Annotated in this window: 17 protein-coding genes; 7 read left to right on the top strand and 10 right to left on the bottom strand. The window is 68.3% G+C overall.

Features of this window, described 5'->3' with window-relative positions; translation table 11 throughout:
* Window positions 1-9: 9 nt before the first annotated feature.
* The 6 genes from RS84_RS14315 to RS84_RS14290 form a co-directional block, all read right to left on the bottom strand.
* On the bottom strand, window positions 10-1,047 hold the full coding sequence (locus tag RS84_RS14315) for an alanine racemase (RefSeq protein ID WP_045258474.1): 1,038 nt from the start codon (window positions 1,045-1,047) through the stop codon (window positions 10-12).
* Window positions 1,044-1,742 (bottom strand): alanine racemase, encoded by a 699-nt coding sequence (locus RS84_RS14310; protein WP_045258473.1) that lies wholly within the window; start codon window positions 1,740-1,742, stop codon window positions 1,044-1,046. The genes RS84_RS14315 and RS84_RS14310 overlap by 4 nt, the downstream gene beginning before the upstream one ends.
* A complete protein-coding gene (locus RS84_RS14305) occupies window positions 1,742-2,500 on the bottom strand; it encodes a type 1 glutamine amidotransferase (RefSeq protein ID WP_052676384.1) in 759 nt (252 codons plus the stop codon). The genes RS84_RS14310 and RS84_RS14305 overlap by 1 nt, the downstream gene beginning before the upstream one ends.
* Window positions 2,497-3,813: a MurT ligase domain-containing protein gene (locus RS84_RS14300; protein WP_052676383.1), complete on the bottom strand. Its 1,317-nt coding sequence runs from the start codon at window positions 3,811-3,813 to the stop codon at window positions 2,497-2,499. Before RS84_RS14300 ends, RS84_RS14305 begins: the two co-directional genes overlap by 4 nt.
* The gene (locus RS84_RS14295) at window positions 3,813-5,051 is read right to left on the bottom strand and encodes an RNA polymerase sigma factor (RefSeq protein ID WP_152641846.1); all 1,239 of its coding nucleotides are present in this window, start codon (window positions 5,049-5,051) and stop codon (window positions 3,813-3,815) included. The genes RS84_RS14300 and RS84_RS14295 overlap by 1 nt, the downstream gene beginning before the upstream one ends.
* 164 nt (window positions 5,052-5,215) lie before the next feature.
* Entirely contained in the window at window positions 5,216-6,157 is a 942-nt protein-coding gene (locus RS84_RS14290; RefSeq protein ID WP_045258471.1) for a proteasome assembly chaperone family protein, read from the bottom strand.
* 114 nt (window positions 6,158-6,271) lie between these two features.
* On the opposite strand from RS84_RS14290, the gene RS84_RS14285 reads away from it, so the two are divergent.
* The 3 genes from RS84_RS14285 (at window position 6,272) to sucB (ending at window position 10,936) form a co-directional block, all read left to right on the top strand.
* The gene (locus RS84_RS14285; protein ID WP_045258470.1) at window positions 6,272-7,744 is read left to right on the top strand and encodes a leucyl aminopeptidase; all 1,473 of its coding nucleotides are present in this window, start codon (window positions 6,272-6,274) and stop codon (window positions 7,742-7,744) included.
* A gap of 2 nt (window positions 7,745-7,746) precedes the next feature.
* A complete protein-coding gene (gene lpdA, locus RS84_RS14280; RefSeq protein ID WP_045258469.1) occupies window positions 7,747-9,120 on the top strand; it encodes a dihydrolipoyl dehydrogenase in 1,374 nt (457 codons plus the stop codon).
* Window positions 9,121-9,187: 67 nt separating this feature from the next.
* Complete coding sequence (gene sucB / locus RS84_RS14275; protein ID WP_045258468.1) at window positions 9,188-10,936, top strand: 2-oxoglutarate dehydrogenase, E2 component, dihydrolipoamide succinyltransferase; 1,749 nt, start codon at window positions 9,188-9,190, stop codon at window positions 10,934-10,936.
* 8 nt (window positions 10,937-10,944) lie between these two features.
* Here sucB and RS84_RS14270 read toward each other — a convergent pair whose 3' ends face one another.
* The gene (locus RS84_RS14270; protein WP_045258467.1) at window positions 10,945-12,369 is read right to left on the bottom strand and encodes a hypothetical protein; all 1,425 of its coding nucleotides are present in this window, start codon (window positions 12,367-12,369) and stop codon (window positions 10,945-10,947) included.
* Between the two features lie 152 nt (window positions 12,370-12,521).
* On the opposite strand from RS84_RS14270, the gene RS84_RS14265 reads away from it, so the two are divergent.
* On the top strand, window positions 12,522-13,232 hold the full coding sequence (locus tag RS84_RS14265) for a DUF4191 family protein (RefSeq protein WP_045258466.1): 711 nt from the start codon (window positions 12,522-12,524) through the stop codon (window positions 13,230-13,232).
* A 56-nt stretch (window positions 13,233-13,288) separates the two neighbouring features.
* Here the strand turns inward: RS84_RS14265 and rimK are convergent, their stop codons facing one another.
* The gene (rimK, locus tag RS84_RS14260) at window positions 13,289-14,479 is read right to left on the bottom strand and encodes a 30S ribosomal protein S6--L-glutamate ligase (RefSeq protein ID WP_045258465.1); all 1,191 of its coding nucleotides are present in this window, start codon (window positions 14,477-14,479) and stop codon (window positions 13,289-13,291) included.
* Window positions 14,480-14,504: 25 nt separating this feature from the next.
* Here rimK and RS84_RS14255 point away from each other — a divergent pair, with 25 nt between their 5' ends.
* Window positions 14,505-15,005: an ATP-dependent zinc protease gene (locus RS84_RS14255; RefSeq protein ID WP_045258464.1), complete on the top strand. Its 501-nt coding sequence runs from the start codon at window positions 14,505-14,507 to the stop codon at window positions 15,003-15,005.
* Window positions 15,006-15,026: 21 nt separating this feature from the next.
* On the opposite strand, the gene RS84_RS14250 is transcribed toward RS84_RS14255, so the two are convergent.
* Window positions 15,027-15,425, bottom strand: coding sequence for an RDD family protein (locus RS84_RS14250; protein WP_045258463.1), 399 nt, complete (start codon window positions 15,423-15,425; stop codon window positions 15,027-15,029).
* A gap of 118 nt (window positions 15,426-15,543) precedes the next feature.
* On the opposite strand from RS84_RS14250, the gene glnA reads away from it, so the two are divergent.
* On the top strand, window positions 15,544-16,968 hold the full coding sequence (glnA, locus tag RS84_RS14245; protein WP_045258462.1) for a type I glutamate--ammonia ligase: 1,425 nt from the start codon (window positions 15,544-15,546) through the stop codon (window positions 16,966-16,968).
* 146 nt (window positions 16,969-17,114) lie between these two features.
* Complete coding sequence (locus RS84_RS14240) at window positions 17,115-18,287, top strand: AI-2E family transporter (RefSeq protein WP_045258461.1); 1,173 nt, start codon at window positions 17,115-17,117, stop codon at window positions 18,285-18,287.
* Here RS84_RS14240 and RS84_RS14235 read toward each other — a convergent pair.
* A complete protein-coding gene (locus tag RS84_RS14235; RefSeq protein ID WP_045258460.1) occupies window positions 18,274-19,188 on the bottom strand; it encodes a diacylglycerol/lipid kinase family protein in 915 nt (304 codons plus the stop codon). The two genes, RS84_RS14240 and RS84_RS14235, sit on opposite strands and share 14 nt — an antisense overlap.
* Between the last annotated feature and the right edge of the window lie 19 nt (window positions 19,189-19,207).

Below are 19,207 nucleotides of genomic sequence, written 5' to 3'. Positions count from 1 at the left end.
TTCGAGGTGTCAGTCGACGATCACTCGGCGCACCCGTGCGGTGAGCCGAGTGAGGATCTCCTCGCCCACAGTGCCTATGCGCTCCGCGAGCGTGGTCGCCGTCTCCTCACCATGCACCCCGGCGCCGAAGCACCAGACCCGATCGCCGATCGAGAGCTCCACGCCGGAGACGACACCCGTCGTCAGGTCGATGGACGACAGCGTCCCCACACCATGCTCGGTACCCACGGGCATGCCCGCGAGCGTCGACGGAAGTCCGTCGAAGGAGCCGATGGCGACGACGGCTCCTGCCTCGGTCCGATCGATCACGGTCGCCGTCAACTCGGCGACAGGACGCACGCCCTCGAGGTCCGGGCCGTCGGCTGAGCGGATGCCGTAGCAGAACGCCCCGATGCGCGACAGCGTGCCGCGAAGCTCCGGACGCCACCACGACGCAGCAGACGCCGTCAGGTGCTGCCAGGGCGGCGTCGGCCCCGACTCCGCGGCCTCCTGGACCGCCTGCAGGAACAGTCGCTGGGCGTCGTCGTCCTCCGGGTCACTCGCCTCCGCGAGGTGGCTCCATACCCCGACCAGCTCGATCGCGCCGTGCGCCTCGGCTTCGCGGGCGATCTGCATGACGGAGGGCCAGTCCTCGACGAGGATGCCGTTGCGGTGCAGTCCGGTGTCGATCTTCAGGTGGACGCGGGCTCGGATGCCGAGAATATCTGCCCTGGCGATGATGCGCGCGAGATACTCGGCTGTCCCGACGCCCAGGTCGATCTGCTGCAGCAGCGCCTCATCGATCTCGGAGTCGGTCGACGTCGCCCATGCGAACACGTGCGCCGGCCGTTCGAGCACGCGCCTGATCTCCAGACCACCCGCGACATCGTAGCTTCCGAACCACTCGACTCCGGCTCGCTCAGCCGTCTCGACGGTCCATGTGATCCCGTGCCCGTAGGCGTCGTCCTTCATCACCAGCATCAGAGCCGAGGGCGCGATGCGCTCGCGCACCGCCTCGATGTTCGTGGCGAGCTGACTGCTGCTCAGTCGGAGTTCCGGACGGGTCATGCTTCCCACTCCCTCTGCGCATGCGCACCGGCGACCGCCACGAGTTCGGCGACCGTGAGCCCCGTGACGACGCTCCATCGCGAAAGTGCCGGAGCCGCGGGGCCCTTGCCGCCGAAGTAGGTGACGTCGGCACCGACCGGCGCCTCATGACCCTGCAGGTCGACCACGCACACGTCCATCGCGACCCTGCCGATGATCGGGCGCTCGACGCCCTCGACCTCGACGTGCGCGTTGTTTCCGAGCGCGCGGACGATTCCCTGGGCGTAACCGCCCGTGACGAGAGCGACCACCGTGTGCTCGGAGGCCCGATACGTGTAGCCGTAGGAGACGGCGTCACCGGGGTTCAGCTGCTTGGTCGACATCACGCGGCCAGAGAGCCGCATGACCGGCTGGCTGGCCAGAACACCGTCGGCGTCAGGCAACCCGTACAGCAGCATCGAATTGACGTCAGGGGTCACGCCGACGACCGCGTCGATCCCTTCGAGGCTCAGCGCCTCGGCCTCGCTCGGCGAGTCGACCAGCACCCTGTCGATCCCCGCAGCCCGCGCCGCCTGCGCGACCGCGAGGATGCCGTGGCCCCACGCATCATGGCGGAGATCCGCGATACGCCCGCCAGCCGCGGCGGCGACTGCGGCGGCAGCGGTGAGCGCCGACCGGGAGATCACCGCGCGAGGAAGCGCGCTGCTGGGGAGCATCAGAGTCCGATCGTGCGGAAGTCCTTGCTGTGGACGAGGCGCTCGATCGTCGTGCGAGCGCCTTCGGCGTACTCGTTCAAGTGCGCGTGCGCATCGCCGGCCGACCACTCGATCCCCCGACGAGCGGTCGCCGCTGTGAGGATCGCGTCGGTCCACTGCGGGTTCAACGGCAGCGCCGGACCCTGCACGTTCGACGCGAACGCCTGGTCGCGCCGGACGATCTCGCCGGAGCCCTCACCGTGGGCGAAACTGCCCCTGCCGGCCACGACGGTGCCGTAGACCTCGGCATCCGCTCCCAGGGCCCACCGCGATGCGTGATCCTCGAAGCCGATGACCCGGCCGTCGGGGGTATCGGCGATGATGTAGCCGACGTTGCGCTCACGAGTGCGTGCGACGCGGAACGGGAAGAGACCGAGACCTTCGAGCGTGTCGCCGTCGAGCAGGTCGACTCCCTGGCTGAGCAGCTCTGCCGAGGCGCCGATGGAGAAGAGCGAGCGGCCAGAGGCGACGAAGGCCTCGAGCTCCGCGGATCGCGCGCGCAGATCGTCAACGACGAGGCGCATGGCCGAGAGCGGGCCGTTCCCGAAGACGAGGATGTCGGCATCCGCCGGGATCGCCTCTCCGATGCCGACGCGCGTGACCTCGACAGGGACGCCGGCGCGCTCGAGTCGCACCTGCAGGGCGCGGACGTTGCCGCGGTCGCCGGTGATCCCGAGCTCGACGGGGTAGAGCTGAACGATACGGACTGCGTCGGTCATCGGCGCGCGATCTCCTGGTCTCCGTGGCCGAGAAGCCGGCGCCCGATCATCATCAGCTCGTAGTTGACGAACCACGTCTGAGTGCCGGACGACGACGGGGCGAGCGCGCGCATGAGCGCGACAGCCTTCTCCATGTCGGGCTCGACCACGCCGATCTCGACACCGGCGTGCTCGAGGCTCAGCGCGAGCTGGTAGGCCTTCTCGCCCGTGACGACGTCGATGCGCTTGAGCACATCGAAGTCGACGTCGTAGAGCCACGACACATCGGGGGTGCCTTCGTCGATCGCGATCAGGGCGCGCTCGGGCGTGGCCTCGAGCGCGTCGAGGTTCATCTGCAGGCTCGGCGCGTTCTTGAACATCACGAACTCGACCTGTTCGCCCTCAGGGTCGCGGCGCAGCGGGATGACCTCGCCGCGTCCGTACGCCGGAGCCATCTTCGCGAAGCCGTTCGCGGCCTTCTCCACAGCGAACTCGGCGCCGAGGACACGCGCGGCCACGGCCAGCGCGGCGGCGGCGTCGGCTGCGTAATGCAGACCCCGTGCGGGAAGCGTGATCGCGGCATCCGTGCCGTCGACGCGCACGACGACCTTGCGACCCTCAGTGCTGACGACCTCGGCGAACGCATCGTGATCGAGGATCCCCGCGTTGCCGCTGCGCGTGTCGGCCGCGTTGGCGAGGCCGTGCGCCGACGCGGCGACCAGTTCGCCGGAGACGCCGAAGAACGACACCTCGCCGCGCATTGCGCCCACATCGATCTTGCTGAGATAGGGGTCGTCGCGGTTGACGACGACGTGCGCGGACGCGCGCTTCGACGCCTCGAGCATCATGTCGGCGACGCGCTCGGTCTCGTAGAAGCGGTACAGCTGGTCGACCTGGACGTTGAGCGACAGGATCACCGACGGCGACAGCCGGTCTGCCAGGTCGGCCGCGTAGCCCTCGTCGATCTCGAGCACCGCGACATCGGCCTTGATGCGGCCGGTGAGAGTCGCATCCGCCAGCAGCGCGCTCGTCACGCCCTGCGGGAGGTTCGCCCCCGTCGGGTTCGTGAAGACCCGCAGCCCGTGCGCACGCAGCACCTCGCTGATCATGTGCGTGGTCGTGGTCTTGCCGTTCGAGCCGAGCACGAAGACCACGCCGTAGCGGAACTGCCCGGCGAGCGTGGGCAGCAGCGTCGGCGCGAGCCGGTTGGTCAGGTATCCGGGGAACGCCGACCCACCGCCGCGCAGACGCGTGGCGAACCGCGCGAGCTTGCCCGCGAGAACGGGGAAGACGTAGCGGATGCCTGCCGAGCGCGCCTGAGGTGCGCCCGACATCATTCGAGGTAGTCCCGCAGCGACTGCGACCGGCTCGGGTGACGCAGCTTCGCCATCGTCTTCGACTCGATCTGGCGGATGCGCTCACGCGTCACGCCGAAGGTGTCGCCGATCTGATCGAGCGTCTTGGGCTGACCGTCGCCCAGTCCGAAGCGCATCCGGATCACGCCGGCCTCTCGCTCGGAGAGCGAGTCGAGCAGCTGCTCGAGCTGGCGCTGCAGCATGGTGAAGCCCACCGCGTCGGCGGGCACGACAGCCTCGGTGTCCTCGATGAGGTCTCCGAACTCGCTGTCGCCGTCCTCACCGAGAGGCGTGTGCAGCGAGATGGGCTCGCGGCCGTACTTCTGCACCTCGACGACCTTCTCGGGCGTCATGTCGAGCTCGCGGCTGAGCTCCTCAGGAGTGGGTTCGCGACCGAGGTCCTGCAGCATCTGACGCTGCACGCGCGCGAGCTTGTTGATGACCTCGACCATGTGCACGGGGATGCGGATGGTGCGGGCCTGGTCGGCCATGGCGCGCGTGATCGCCTGACGGATCCACCATGTGGCGTACGTGGAGAACTTGAAGCCCTTGGTGTAGTCGAACTTCTCGACCGCACGGATGAGGCCCAGGTTCCCCTCCTGGATCAGGTCGAGGAACTGCATGCCACGGCCGGTGTAGCGCTTGGCGAGCGACACCACCAGACGCAGGTTCGCGCCCAGAAGGTGGCTCTTCGCACGCTGTCCGTCTCGTGCGACCCACTGCAGGTCGAGGCCCAGCTGACTGGTCTTCTCGGCCGCCGTCATGGTCGACAGCTTCTCTTCGGCGAACAGGCCCGCCTCGATGCGCATCGCGAGCTCGACCTCTTCGGCCGCGTTCAGGAGCGCGACCTTTCCGATCTGCTTCAGGTAGTCCTTGACGGGGTCGGCCGTGGCGCCCGTGATCTGCGTGGAGTAGACCGGGACGTCTTCGTCGTCGTTCGACGAGATGACGATCGCACCCGTCGGCAGGGGTTCGGTGAACTTCGGCTTGGCGTCGTCCTCCTCGTCGTCGGCCTCGTCGGCCGGCGCGGCGGGTGCATCGTCGTCTTCGACGATGTCGTCGGACTTCTTCTTCTTGACGGGAGCGCGCTTCGCGGCCGCACGCTGGGCTGCCGTCTTGGGTACGGCCTTCTCCTCGACCGCGTCGATCTGCTCGTCGGTCTCGGGGGCGTCGGCGGTCTTCTTCGTCCGGGATTTGTTTGTCGTGGCAGGAGTCACGTTTCGCCTTTCACGGGGCAGCTGCATCGCCCCGGGACTTTCGGACACTAGTAAGACCCTTGTCAAGTCCGGTCTTCGAAAAGACTGATTGACAACGGGTCAGACACCTAGTATCGCACACCTGAGCGGGTGCGGGTGCATTCGCGCCGTGTTGGCCTCGAAGCTCAGCCGCGCCCCGGCTTGTCGTCATCGCCGGAGGGGCGCGAGGCGAGGTAGCGCTCGAGCTCGGCTGCGAGCTCGTCGGCACTGGGAAGGTCGCGCTCGTTGAATCCGCCCTCGTCGTACGAGCCGTCCTCCGGGTCGCGGCCGGCCATGTAGGCGTCGTAGCGGCGCTCGAGACCCAGCACCATCTGCTGCAGCTCGTCGTTGCCGATGACCTGCTCGTCCACGCGGGCCAGGTAGTCCTCACGCCGGGCGCGCACCTCGTCGAGCATCAGCACGAGGCCGGTGGATGCCATGAGTCGCTCGGCCGCCGTGATCACGGCATCCGGGTTCTCCGTCTCGGCCAGATAGTGAGGAACGAGCAGAACGAAGCCGACCACCCGGTCGCCGCGCTCGGCGAAGCGGAACTCGAGCAGGTGCCCTGCCGTCGCGGGAACCTGAGTGCGCGGCCGCCAGACCGAGTGCGCCACGGTGAGCTCTCGCCGGTTGCCGCTGACCGTCGTCCCGATGGGGCGGGTGTGCGGCACCGGCATCGCGATCGAGTGCACCCAGTTCAAGCCCGACACCTCGTACTCGTCGGCGAGCTCGAGCACCACGCGCGCGAACTGATTCCAGAGGAAGTCGGGCTCGTATCCGGCGAGCAGCAGGAACTTCTGGCCCAGCGCGTCGGTGCCGAGCGAGAGCTCGAGCCGCTGGGGACGGAACTCCGTCAGGTGATCCTGGTCGAAGGAGATCACGGGACGGCGGGCTCGGTAGTCGAGAAGCGCATCATTGTCGAACACGACGACGGGCTGCAGGTCGGCGCTGTCGCGCAGGTGGTCGATGAGCCCAGACACTGCGCTGCCCGCGTCGGTGAATCCGGTCAGCAGAACGACGAGCGGAAGCCCGTGCGGCACGGCCGGGGCGTTCGCTACTCGTTCGTGGATGTCTGAAGGGTGGGGCATGCTTCCATGCTACGAGCCGTGTCGCCCGTGAGGGCGGCGGAGGTCTTGCTGACAGCGAACACGCCACGGCCTCCTCCGGCCGGCCGCCGCGCGCAGGCTCTCTAGGATGGAGACATGACGCTTCCCGCGCTCTCACGCACCACTGACTCTTTCCCCGGAAGCGCTGCAGATGCCGCAGTGCTCGTCGTGCCCGACATCGCCGACTCGACCGGATCCGTGGCCTCCTACCCCGGCCTCGCCGAGAGCCTCGCGGCCATCGGGTTCACGGGCGCCGCATCGGCCTTCGCACGCGTCTACGCGCCCGAGGTGACCTCCCTGCCGCTCGCCGTGGTCGGCGTCGGTGGGTCCCCGACGGCCGAGGCGGTGCGCAACGCGGTCGGCGCAGCGCTGCGCACCCTGACCGGATTCGAGACCGTCTCGCTGACGCTCGCGCCGGGCCTCGAGGAGTTCGCGGATGCCGCTGCCGAGGGCGCCGTGCTGGGCGGTCACCGGTTCGACGGCTACAAGGCCGACCCGCCCAAGCCGCGCGCACGAGCGGTCGTGCTGCACGCGGATATCGACGACAGCACGGTGGCGCGTGCGACAGCCGTCGGCGAAGCCGTCGCGCTCGTGAAAGACCTGGTGAACGTCCCCGCGGAGTGGCAGAGCCCCGAGCAGCTCGCGCAGAGCGCCGCAGACAGCGTCGCCGACCTCGACGTGTCGGTCGAGATCCTCGACGAGAAGGCGCTCGCCGAACAAGGCTTCGGCGGCATCCTCGGCGTCGGACAGGGGTCCGACCGTCCGCCGCGTCTCGTGCGCCTGGACTACTCCCCTGCGAATCCGCAGCGCCACATCGCGCTCGTCGGCAAGGGCATCACGTTCGACACCGGTGGACTGTCGCTGAAGCCCGCGGCATCCATGGTCGGAATGAAGTTCGACATGGCAGGAGCGGCGACCGCTCTGGCCGCCCTTCGTGCGATCGCGGCCCTCCGCCTCCCGGTTCGCGTGACGGCATGGCTCTGCATCACCGACAACATGCCGTCGGGCCGGGCCATCCGCCCCGGTGACGTCCTGCGCATGCTCGATGGCACGACTGTCGAGGTCACGAACACGGATGCCGAGGGCCGTCTGGTGCTGGCCGACGGACTCGTCGCGGCCAGCCGTGAGCACCCCGACGTGATCATCGACGTCGCGACGCTGACCGGCGCGATCATCGCCGCCCTCGGGCACCGCCACACCGGCGTGTTCGGCGACGATGAGACGGTCGCAGAGTTCCTCGCCGCCGCGTCGTCGAGCGACGAGCTCGTGTGGCACATGCCGCTGCCCGAGCACATGGAGGACCTCATGGACTCCCCCATCGCCGACCTGCAGAACGCGAACATGGGCGACCGCATGGGCGGCGCCTCATATGCGGGCTTGTTCCTGCGACGCTTCATCGGTCGCACATCGGATGCCGCGGACGCGCCGCGCATCTCGTGGGTGCATCTCGACATCGCCGGCTCCAGCGAGCACAGCGGCGCACCCTACGGCTTCATCGAGAAGGGCCCCACGGGGGCGATGGTCCGATCGATCATCGCCTTCGCCGACGCATCCCACCAGGAGGCATGACCATGACAACCCACACCTTCGACATCGTCGTCCTGGGTGGCGGCAGCGGCGGCTACGCCGCCGCCCTCCGCGCCAGCGAACTCGGCAAGTCCGTCGCTCTCATCGAGAAGGACAAGGTCGGCGGCACCTGCCTGCATCGGGGCTGCATCCCGACCAAGGCTCTGCTGCACGCGGCCGAGGTCGCCGAGCACGTCCGCGACGCCGCGCACGTCGGCATCACCGCCACGCTCGAAGGCATCGATCCCGTGGGCGTGCGCGCCTACCGCGAGGGCATCGTCGCGAAGAAGTTCAAGGGTCTGGAGGGGCTGGTCAAAGCGCGCGGCATCACGACCGTCGCGGGCATGGGCCGACTCAACCCCGACCGCTCGGTGAGCGTGGGCGACGACGTGTACGTCGGCTCCGACGTCATCCTCGCGACGGGCTCGTACAGTCGCACGCTTCCCGGTCTCGACATCGGCGGACGCATCCTCACCAGCGAGCAGGCGCTGTCGCTCGATGTGATCCCCGAGCGGGTACTCATCCTCGGCGGCGGGGTCATCGGCGTCGAGTTCGCGAGCGTGTGGCGCTCCTTCGGCGCAGAGGTCACGATCATCGAAGCGCTGCCGCACCTGGTCCCCAATGAGGACGTCGTGCTCAGCAAGGGACTCGAGCGGGCGTTCCGCCGACGCGGCATCCAGTACTCCCTCGGCATCCGCTTCGCCTCGGCCGTGCAGGACGACACCTCCGTCACGGTCACCCTCGAGGACGGCAAGGAGTTCACCGCCGACTACCTGCTCGTGGCCGTCGGCCGCGGGCCGGTCACCGCTGACCTCGGCTTCGAAGAGGCGGGCGTCGCGCTTGACCGCGGCTTCGTCACCGTCGACCAGAACCTCCGCACCGGTGTGCCCGGCATCTGGGCCGTGGGCGACATCGTCCCGGGTCTCCAGCTCGCGCACCGCGGTTTCCAGCAGGGCATCGCCGTGGCCGAGCGCATCGCCGGCCTCTCGCCGGTGACCATCCCGGACTCGCAGATCCCGAAGGTCACCTACTCGAGCCCGGAGGTCGCGTCTGTCGGCCTGAGCGAGGAGTCGGCGGTCGCTGCGCTCGGCGCGGATGCCGTCGTCTCCTACGAGTACAACCTCGCCGGCAACGGCAAGAGCGAGATCATCGGCACCGGCGGCCTCGTCAAGGTCGTGCGGCTGAAGGATGGCCCCGTCCTCGGCGTGCACCTGCTCGGCGACCGTGTGGGAGAGCTCATCACCGAGGGCCAGCTGGCCGTCGTGTGGGAGGCGCATCCCGAGGACATCGCTCCGCTGATCCATGCGCACCCCACGCAGAGCGAAGCGCTCGGCGAGGCGTTCCTGGCGCTGGCCGGAAAGCCGCTTCACGCCCTCTGAGCACCAATCGGTGCGCAGTTCACTAAGCTAGACACGCGTCATACAACATCTTGAAGGAGACTCCGTCATGAGCACATCCGTGGTCCTCCCCGCTCTCGGTGAGAGCGTCACAGAGGGTACGGTCACCCGCTGGCTGAAGCAGGTCGGTGACACAGTGCAGGCGGACGAGGGCCTGCTCGAGATCTCGACCGACAAGGTCGACACCGAGATCCCGTCGCCCGTCACCGGTGTGATCGAGGAGATCCTGGTCGCCGAGGACGAGACCGTCGAGGTCGGAGCCCTGCTCGCCCGCATCGGCGACGGCAGCAGCACCGCCCCTGCGGCAGATGCGCCCGCCGCCGCTGCGCCTGCCGCAGAAGCAGCGCCCGAGCCGGCTGCGCCGGCCCCGGCAGCCGAGGCCCCGGCCGAGCCTGCTGCTCCCGCAGCCGAGGCAGCTCCGGCCGCAGGCGGCGACGCGACCGACATCGTGCTCCCCGAACTCGGCGAGAGCGTGACCGAGGGCACCGTGACTCGCTGGCTCAAGCAGGTCGGCGACACCGTGGCGGTCGACGAGGCTCTGCTCGAGATCTCGACCGACAAGGTCGACACCGAGATCCCGTCGCCGGTCGCCGGCGTCCTGCAGGAGATCGTCGCGGGCGAAGATGAGACCGTTGAAGTCGGCGCCGTCCTCGCTCGGGTCGGATCGGGCGCGGCTCCCGCTGCCGCTCCTGCCGCGGAGCCCGCGCCGACCGCTGAGCAGGCACCTGCCGCCGAGTCCGCGCCTGCACCCGCTGCTGCTCCGGCTCCGGCTGCTGCCGCTCCGGCTCCGACCGCTGCTCCGGCTCCGGCCGCCGCACCTGCTGCTGCTCCGGCTCCGGCCGCCGCGGCACCCGCTGCAGCTCCGGCGGCAGCTCCTGCCCCGGCAGCTGACAGCGACAACCTGTACGTGACCCCGCTCGTGCGTCGCCTCGCTACCCAGCAGGGCGTCGACCTCAGCACGGTCAAGGGAACAGGCGTGGGAGGACGCATCCGCAAGGAGGACGTCCTGAACGCCGCCACGACCGCTGCCTCTCCCGCGGCAGCGGCGGCCGCCCAGGCCGCCCCCGCGCTCGAGGTTTCGCCGCTGCGCGGCACGACTCAGAAGATGTCGCGTCTGCGTAAGGTCGTCGCGGAGCGTGCCGTCGCATCCATGCAGCAGACGGCTCAGCTGACGACGTTCGTCGAGGTCGACGTCACGGCCCTCGCGGCATACCGCGACAGCGTGAAGGTCTCGTTCCAGCAGAAGACGGGCGACAAGCTGTCGTTCCTGCCGTTCTTCACACTGGCCGCCGCCGAGGCGCTGCAGGCGTTCCCGATCATCAACGCGACGGTCGACGGCGACAGCATCGTCTATCCCGCATCCGAGAACATCTCGATCGCGGTCGACACCGAGCGTGGCCTGCTCACCCCGGTCGTCCGCGACGCAGCCGGCAAGAACCTCGCTCAGCTCGCGCACGAGATCGCCGATCTCGCGGCGCGCACTCGCGACAACAAGCTGAAGCCCGATGAGCTGGCCGGCGGCACGTTCACGGTGACCAACACCGGTTCGCGTGGCGCGCTGTTCGACACTCCGCTCGTGTTCCTGCCCCAGTCGGCGATTCTCGGCACCGGCACGGTGTTCAAGCGCCCCGGTGTGGTCACGGTCGACGGTGCGGATGCGATCGCCGTGCGCTCCTACGTGTTCCTCGCGATCTCCTACGATCACCGGATCATCGACGGTGCGGACGCCGCACGCTTCCTCGGCGCCGTCAAGGCCCGTCTGGAGGCCGCGGACTTCGCAGCGGTGCTGGGAGCCTGACGACACGATCAACCTGGCTGGTCCGCGACGCCGTAGACGTCGCGGACCAGCCATTCGTCTTTCATGCGCACGAGCACGAGCATGAGTTCGCCGGTTGCCTCCTCAGAGCCTGCGTCTGCCGGTGAGAGCCTGATCACAGCGATGTCGCCGTAGGCGTCGACAAGCTCGGCGACCGGCGGGTGCGACGCCGACAGCGGGGCGCGCAGCGCCTCCACGACTCCCGCCGAACCGTTCGCCACGGCTCCCTCGCAGAGGAGATCCTCCTGGGACGCGCAGACCAGGACGGCGTCGAGCAGCGCCTTCGTAGCCCCGACGGGATCGTCGGGGTCTCCCTGGCCCTCGGTCTCTTTCGCAGGCTCCGTCGACTCCACGGGCTCCCCCGGTCGCTCCGCGTTCGGGTTCGCGGACGGCGCGGCGGAGCCCTGCCCGGCTTCGGGTGCCGAGCGTGCGGACGCAGGGGCCGATGGCGGCGCCTCCCCCGTGGCTCCCCCAGGCCACAGCAGTCCGCCGGCGATCACAGCGACCGCAGCGGCGCCAGCGATCGCGATCCTGCCTCGGGACGATGAGGACGACGTGCCAGGCGCCGGCCGGGGTCCGTCACGGTCACGCCGCCGACCCCTGGCGGACAGCACCTGCAGGCCGCGATGCACGCGCTCAGCGGCATCCGCGAGCTCCGACCGTAGCCGCTCGCCGAGCCCGCCCCGCCGTCCACCGCCACGCGCCGCCCGCCGGGTCGCGGGCGGGCGCCGACCGTCGTCGCGGAGCATCTCGATCCCGCGCACACGCTCCGGAGCATGCACAGCGGTGTCGAGCGCCCGCGGCGCGGCCATCTCGAAGAGCTCGGCCTCCCATCGCTCGAGCTGCGTCGCAGACATCTGCGGGCGGGCCTTCCCCTCGGCCAACCCGTCGCGCACCGCGGCGAGCAGGCGCCCCAGCGCCCGATCGGTCCCCTCGCGGTGCAGCCTGCCGACGATCGCTGCGGCCTCGTCCCGCACGTCGCCGCCTGCTCCGACCACGAACACCGGCCTCCCGCCGTCGGTGAGCCACCAGCGCCCGTGATCGGCCTCGTCGGCCACTTCGCCCACTCCCCGGAGCAGACTCACGACGAGAGTGCTCGCCTCCCCCGCGGCGAGAGGGGCCTCGATTGCGGCGCGCCGCCCCAGAAAGGCGTCGACGCTCTCCGTGCACCACGGAAGCAGGACGTCATGACCGTCGGCACGACGAACCAGATCGAGCGGACCCGCGACATGGTCTTTGCCCGCATAGCGCCAGCCCGCCCATCCGCTCAGGACCTCGGCATCCGTCATCACGGCAACGGCCTCACCCGCCGTGACGAGAATCCCGCGGAACGGCCCCTCGTCGACCCCGAGCGCCCTGATGATCCGGTGCGCACCGGGTATCAGGGCGGTGCCGCTGCCTTCCGTCTGTGTCATGCCTCCATGACAGCGCATCCGAAGCGCCACCGGAGCCCGAAAGACGCCGATGTGAATCGATTCCCCCGAACTCCGAAATGTGCAGGGAGAGTCGAATCCGCCCGACGCGAACGAGACATCGCCGGGGAGCGGGAATCGGTAGGCTGGTAGGTATGGCAAACCGTACGTCTGAACCTGAGAAGCGTCCTGGGTTCTTCTCCCAGATCAAGTCCCTCTTCACGTTCACCCGCGAGATCTACCCCTGGCTCCCCTGGGCGCAGATCGCCATGCTCATCGGCGGCGTGCTGATCGGCCTTCTCATCGGCGCGTTCATTCCCCCGGTGAACGTCTGGACCATGGTCCTCTGGGGCGTCTCGGGTCTCATGCTCGGCGTCCTCGCCTCGATGTTCCTGATGACCCGGCTGTCGACGTCTGCCATGTACCAGAAGATCGACGGGATGCCGGGCGCCACCGGCCATGTGCTGAGCACGAGCCTCGGCCGAAACTGGCAGGCCTCCGAGGCTCCCGTCGGAATCAACCCGAAGACGCAGGACGCCGTCTACCGCACCGTCGGCCGCGGCGGCGTCGTGGTCGTCGGCGAAGGCTCCCGCGGCCGGCTCACCCGTCTCGTCAACGACGAGCGCAGCAAGGCGGCGCGAGTCGCTCACGGCGTCCCGGTGACCGTGCTCTACGTAGGACACGGCGACGACGACGTCTCGATCGCCGATCTGGCGAAGACCATCAAGAAGCTTCCCAAGGCGATCGACAAGACCACGATGGCCGCCGTGATCCGCCGAATCGACTCGGTCTCGCAGTCGATCTCCTCGCTGCCGATCCCGAAGGGCATCGATCCGACCAAGGTGCGCTCGCAGCGTCCGCGCTGATCAGTCGTCGCACACGGACAAGGGCCGCTCTCCGAGGAGAGCGGCCCTTGTCCGTCTCATCCCTCGGCGAGGAACTCCTTCGGGAGCCGGCGCACCTTGGCACGGCGGCGGCGGCGCTCCGGAATCATCGACCGCATCTCGTCGAGCTTCCCGAAGCAGAGCAGGCGGTCCTCGTCCTCGAGCAGAACGTGCTTGCGCGGGTTCGGGATGACGGTGACTCCGCGGTGCAGCGTCAGCACAGTGATGTCGCGGTCCCACAGCCCGAGATCGCCCAGCTGCTTTCCGACCTGCTCGGCACCGGCGTGGATCACGAGCTCGGCCACGCCGTAGCCGGTGGAGACGCTCAGGCGCTGGCGCACATCGATCTCGGGGAAGTTCACCTGGTTGGCGATGTAGTCGATGATCGCACCGGCCACATCGAGACCCGTCGCCTGTTCGATGCCCTGCAGGCCCGGCGAGGAGTTGACCTCCATGACGAGAGGACCATCCTCGCCTTCCAGCATGTCGACGCCCGCCACCCGCAGGCCCATGATCTGCGCGGCCCGCACCGCGGTCTGCTCGTACACGGGGTCGAGCGTGACCGCTTCGACCGAGCCGCCGCGATGCACGTTCGAGCGGAACTCGTCGCCCGCCGCAGAACGGCGCATGGCGGCGACGACGCGGTCGCCGACCACCAGCGCACGGATGTCGCGCCCTCTGCTCTCGGCGATGAACTTCTGGATGAGCACGTTCTGCTTGGTGGAGTGCAGAGTCTCGATGATCGCCTCGGCGACCTTGACCTGAGGCGCGAGGATCACGCCGATCCCCTGCGTGCCCTCGAGCAGCTTGATCACGACCGGCGCGCCGCCCACTCGCTCGATCGCGGGGCGCACGTCGGCGCGATTGCGCACGAAGGCTGTCGGCGGCATCGCGATGTTGTGGCGGGAGAGGATCTGGTTCGCGCGGAGCTTGTCTCGCGCGCTCGAGATGCCGTTCGCCGTGTTCGGCGTGTAGACGTCCATCTGCTCGAACTGCCGCACGACCGCCGTGCCGAAGTAGGTGATCGAGTTGCCGATGCGCGGGAGGATCGCGTCGTAGTCGCTGAGCTGGCGACCGCGGTAGTGCAGGTCGGGAGCATCGGCTGTCAGGTCGATCGCGAAGCGCAGAGTGTTCAGCACCTTCACGTTGTGCCCGCGCTGCAGCGCTGCAGACCGTAGTCGTTGAGTGGAGTACGCCTGAGGCGCACGGGACAGCACTGCGATCTTCACGGAGATTTCCTGCCAGGATGTACGGGTGAGTAAGACATCCCATTCAAACACTCTTATCGGGTGGCGAGAATGGGTGAGCCTGCCCGATCTCGGCGTCGACTGGCTGAAGGCGAAGATCGACACCGGCGCGCGGACCTCCTCACTGCATGCATTCGGCATCCGCGAGTTCGAACGCGACGGCGAGGACTGGGTCCGATTCTGGGTCAAGCCGTGGCAGCACAGCCAGGACGACGCGGTGGAGGTCGAGTGCCCGGTGCGGGATCGACGCGAGGTGCGCAGTTCATCGGGGCACGCTCAGCAGCGGTTCGTGGTCGAGCTCCTCATCCGCCTCTACGACCGCGAGGTGCTGGCGGAGGTCACGCTCAGCAATCGCGACGAGATGGGATTTCGGATGCTGATCGGGCGCGAAGCACTGCGCCAGGGCTATATTGTCGACCCCGCGCGCTCGTTCGTCGGAGGCAAGGCTCCTCGTGAAGCACGGCGCCGCAACCGAGGCAAGGATGCCGCAAGCGCCGCTGCGCAGTAGCCGGCCGGCATCCGAGAGGGCTCACGCCCTGATGAGCACGAGTCCCGCGACCTTGTCGTGCAGTCCACGCTGATCCGGATCCCACACCACTGCCGGAATCACCAGCACGAGCAGCAGCGTGCGCACGAGCGGTCGCCACAGCCCGACCCATCCAGGACCCGAGAACAGCACCACGCGCATTCCCAGGATCCGATGCCCCGGACTCCCGCCGGCGGTGGGGATGAACAGGATCTGCACGATCGCGAACACGATCAGCGTCGCAAGGGAGTCGTACTGGAAGAAGGCGATCGAGATGATCACGGCCGCCGCCCAGTCGATCGCGAGAGCGCCGATCCTCCTGCCGGGACGGGCGATGCTCCCCGGGCCATTCTCGGGAAGACCGAGTCGCTCGCCGGGGTACGTGTTCACAGCATCCGTCACCCCTCCAGCCTACCGGCGCGTAACATGCCCGAAACAAAGCGGACACCAAGGGGAAATCCTCCGCACGTACTGTGCACAATGGCCGTGAAGCCCTCGATCCGCATTACAGGAGTCGTCCATGTTCAAAGATTCGTCCGAGGTACTGAGCTACATCAAGGAGAACGACGTCAAGTTCCTTGACATCCGCTTCACCGACCTCCCTGGTGTGCAGCAGCACTTCAACATCCCGGCATCGACGGTCGACGAGGACTTCTTCGTCAACGGTCAGCTCTTCGACGGCTCCTCGATCCGCGGCTTCGCCAGCATCCACGAGTCCGACATGCAGCTCATCCCGGACGTGACGACCGCGTACGTCGACCCGTTCCGCGAGGCGAGCACGCTGGTCATGGTCTTCGACATCTACAACCCGCGCACGGGTGAGATCTACTCGAAGGACCCGCGTCAGGTCGCCAAGAACGCCGAGAAGTACCTCGCGTCGACCGGCATCGCCGACACCGCGTTCTTCGCCCCCGAGGCCGAGTTCTACATCTTCGACGAGGTCCGCTATTCGGTCACCGCCGGTGAGAGCTTCTACAAGGTCGACTCCGAAGAGGCCGCATGGAACACCGGCCGTGAGGAAGAGGGCGGCAACCTCGGCAACAAGACCCCGTACAAGGGCGGTTACTTCCCGGTCTCCCCCGTCGACAAGACGGCCGACCTGCGCGACGACATCACCCTCAAGCTCATCGACGCCGGATTCATCCTCGAGCGCTCGCACCACGAGGTCGGCACCGCCGGTCAGCAGGAGATCAACTACCGCTTCGACACCATGGTGCACGCGGCCGACGACATCCTGAAGTTCAAGTACATCGTCAAGAACACCGCAGACCTCTGGGGCAAGACCGCGACCTTCATGCCGAAGCCGCTCTTCGGCGACAACGGCTCGGGCATGCACACGCACCAGTCGCTGTGGAGCGACGGCAAGCCGCTCTTCTACGACGAGGCCGGCTACGGCCAGCTCAGCGACATCGCACGCTGGTACATCGGCGGCATCCTGGCGCACGCCCCGGCGCTGCTCGCGTTCACGAACCCGACCCTGAACAGCTACCACCGTCTGGTCAAGGGCTTCGAGGCTCCGGTCAACCTGGTCTACTCGGCAGGTAACCGCTCCGCCGCGATCCGCATCCCGATCACGGGCTCGAACCCCAAGGCCAAGCGCATCGAGTTCCGCGCTCCCGACGCCTCGGGCAACCCGTACCTCGCCTTCGCCGCACAGCTGATGGCCGGCCTCGACGGCATCAAGAACCGCATCGAGCCGCACGAGCCGGTCGACAAGGACCTCTACGAGCTGCCGCCCGAGGAGGCCAAGAACATCCCGCAGGTCCCCAACTCGCTGCTCGACTCGCTCGAGGCCCTGCGCGAGGACCACGCCTTCCTCCTCGAGGGCGGCGTGTTCACGGAGGAGCTCATCGAGACCTGGATCTCCTACAAGTACGAGAACGAGATCCTGCCGATGGCACAGCGTCCGCACCCGTTCGAGTTCGAGCTGTACTACGGCGTCTGATCGAACCGCATGAAGGCCCGCTCCGGTCACCGGGGCGGGCCTTCGTCGTCCGCTATGAGGGCGAGAGGATGCGGGACGCAACCGGCTTGACTCCGGAGCGCGCGCCTGCTCAACTGACAGTTCCGATCCGACACAGAGGGGGCACGATGCGACGTCGTCGACCGATCACCACACCCGAGCCGACGACAGCCGTCCAGCCCTATCAGGGAACGCGCCCGCAGACGCAGCCGACCACGGCCGCCGCCGCGATCGCGCGGATCAACCCGTTCATCTTCGGGTTGCTCGGAGCGCTCGGCGTGCTGGTCGCGCTGACGGTCGGCGGAATCGTCACCCAGCTCGGCACAGTGCTGGTGTACATCGGCTTCGCGGTGTTCCTCGCGCTCGGCCTCGATCCGATCGTCACGTTCCTCGAACGGCGGTTCTCGATGCCCAGAGGCGGTGCCGTCGCGATCGTCGTCGCCGTCGTGCTGCTGCTGTTCGCGGGCATCATCCTCGCCATCGTCCCCGTGCTCGTCACGCAGATCTCCAACCTGATCGACAACGGACCGCAGATGGTGGAGGACATCCAGAACGCGGACTGGTACCAGAACCTCACAGCTCAGTTCGGCGCGAACTTCGAAGACGCCGCAGCGTCGGCGCTGACCTTCGTGCAGGATCCGACGAACCTCCTGAACATCAGCGGCGGCGTGCTCGCGGTGGGCACCGGCATCGCCGGCGGCTTCACCGGCGTCACGATCGTGCTCATCCTGACCCTCTACTTCATGGCGTCGCTGCGGAGCATGAAGAAGGTCGCCGCTCGCTTCGTCCCCGCGTACCAGCGCGACACCTTCAGCAGCCTCGTAGAGGACGTCTCCGGCGCGGTCGGTCGCTACGTGATCGGGCAGGTGAGCCTGGCGCTCGTGAACGGCATCCTGAGCCTTGTCATGCTGTCGATCATCGGCGCCCCCGTGCCCGCGCTCCTCGCGCTCATCGCGTTCATCGGCTCGATGATCCCGCTCGTCGGCACGCTCTCGGCGTCGATCATCAACGCCCTGATCTGCCTCGTGGTGAGCCCGGTGACGGCGATCATCGCCTTCGCCTACTACCTCGTCTACATGCAGATCGAGGCATACGTGCTCTCGCCCCGCATCATGAGCAAGGCTGTGGCGGTACCCGGCTCCCTCGTCGTGATCGCGGCGGTGGCCGGCGGCGCACTGGGCGGGATCGCCGGCGCCCTGGTGGCGATCCCGGTTGCGGCGAGCATCATCATCATCGTGCAGAAGGTGCTGTTCCCCGCCCAGGACCGCAAGACGGTGCCGCCCGAGGTCATCGCACGATGAGCGCTCCCGGCTGAACGCTGGCGACGAAGGACGACACCTCGCCGACCTCTTCGCCATCGACCTCGAACTGCTGAGGAGACTCCAGGGTCACCGACACGGTCTGCGCCGCGACGTGGCGGGTCGATTCCGTGCTCACCGCTTCGGTCACGCCGCCGAAGACGCGCCGGATGCCGTTGTCCCAGACCACAGATCGGACCGTGTCGAGCCACTGCAGTGCGCCGTCTGCGCTCACGAGGAGCAGATCGAGCTGACCGTCGTCGAGCACCGCGTCGGGGAGCAGACGGATGCCGCCCTGCAGCATCCCGCAGTTGCCGACGATCATGGTGTGTCCCCTGACCTCCTGCGCCTCGCCGTCGTCGAGGGTCAGCATGATGTCGGTCATCTCGGTGCCAGCGAGCGCGCGTCCCATGGCCTCCACATACGCCAGCCAGCCGGCGCGGTCCTTGAGGTCGTCGCTCGTCTCGACGAGCATCTGCGCGTCGACCCCGAAGCCGACCATGACGGTGAATGCGCGCTTCTCCCCGCCGAACTCGACCCAGCCGATGTCGATCGTGCGGGGCTCTCCGTCGCGCACCCGCTCGAGCGCGGCGTTCAGATCGTCGAGAGGCACACCGAGGTTCCGTGCGAGCAGGTTCCCTGTTCCCTGCGGCACGATGCCGAGCGCGACGCCGCTCCCGGCCAGAACCTCGGCCACGGCCCTCACCGTGCCATCGCCGCCGACCGCGACGACCACGTCGCAGCCTTCATCGACGGCCGCGGCCGCCATGCCCCGACCGGGGTCGTCCTCGCTGGTCTCCCACCACAGAACCTCGCCGGTGATCGATTCGGCGACCGCTGTGCGCAGCTGCTCCTCGTCGATCTTCGAAGGGTTCCAGATCACGCCGAGTCTAGAGATCGTCATGTGGCCAGCTTGGGCGAGA

The organism is Microbacterium hydrocarbonoxydans (assembly GCF_000956475.1).
Taxonomy (GTDB): domain Bacteria; phylum Actinomycetota; class Actinomycetes; order Actinomycetales; family Microbacteriaceae; genus Microbacterium; species Microbacterium hydrocarbonoxydans_A.
Note: the sequence above shows the minus strand (reverse complement) of the source record. Positions and strands in the feature narration are given on the sequence as shown.

Bases quoted from the DNA above. Each gene is read 5' to 3' on its own strand.
- RS84_RS14315 (WP_045258474.1), bottom strand. From the start codon at position 1,047: ATGACCCGTCCGGAACTCCGACTGAGCAGCAGTCAGCTCGCCACGAAC.
- RS84_RS14310 (WP_045258473.1), bottom strand. From the start codon at position 1,742: ATGCTCCCCAGCAGCGCGCTTCCTCGCGCGGTGATCTCCCGGTCGGCG.
- RS84_RS14305 (WP_052676384.1), bottom strand. From the start codon at position 2,500: ATGACCGACGCAGTCCGTATCGTTCAGCTCTACCCCGTCGAGCTCGGG.
- RS84_RS14300 (WP_052676383.1), bottom strand. From the start codon at position 3,813: ATGTCGGGCGCACCTCAGGCGCGCTCGGCAGGCATCCGCTACGTCTTC.
- RS84_RS14290 (WP_045258471.1), bottom strand. From the start codon at position 6,157: ATGCCCCACCCTTCAGACATCCACGAACGAGTAGCGAACGCCCCGGCC.
- RS84_RS14285 (WP_045258470.1), top strand. From the start codon at position 6,272: ATGACGCTTCCCGCGCTCTCACGCACCACTGACTCTTTCCCCGGAAGC.
- lpdA (WP_045258469.1), top strand. From the start codon at position 7,747: ATGACAACCCACACCTTCGACATCGTCGTCCTGGGTGGCGGCAGCGGC.
- sucB (WP_045258468.1), top strand. From the start codon at position 9,188: ATGAGCACATCCGTGGTCCTCCCCGCTCTCGGTGAGAGCGTCACAGAG.
- RS84_RS14270 (WP_045258467.1), bottom strand. From the start codon at position 12,369: ATGACACAGACGGAAGGCAGCGGCACCGCCCTGATACCCGGTGCGCAC.
- RS84_RS14265 (WP_045258466.1), top strand. From the start codon at position 12,522: ATGGCAAACCGTACGTCTGAACCTGAGAAGCGTCCTGGGTTCTTCTCC.
- glnA (WP_045258462.1), top strand. From the start codon at position 15,544: ATGTTCAAAGATTCGTCCGAGGTACTGAGCTACATCAAGGAGAACGAC.
- RS84_RS14240 (WP_045258461.1), top strand. From the start codon at position 17,115: ATGCGACGTCGTCGACCGATCACCACACCCGAGCCGACGACAGCCGTC.
- RS84_RS14235 (WP_045258460.1), bottom strand. From the start codon at position 19,188: ATGACGATCTCTAGACTCGGCGTGATCTGGAACCCTTCGAAGATCGAC.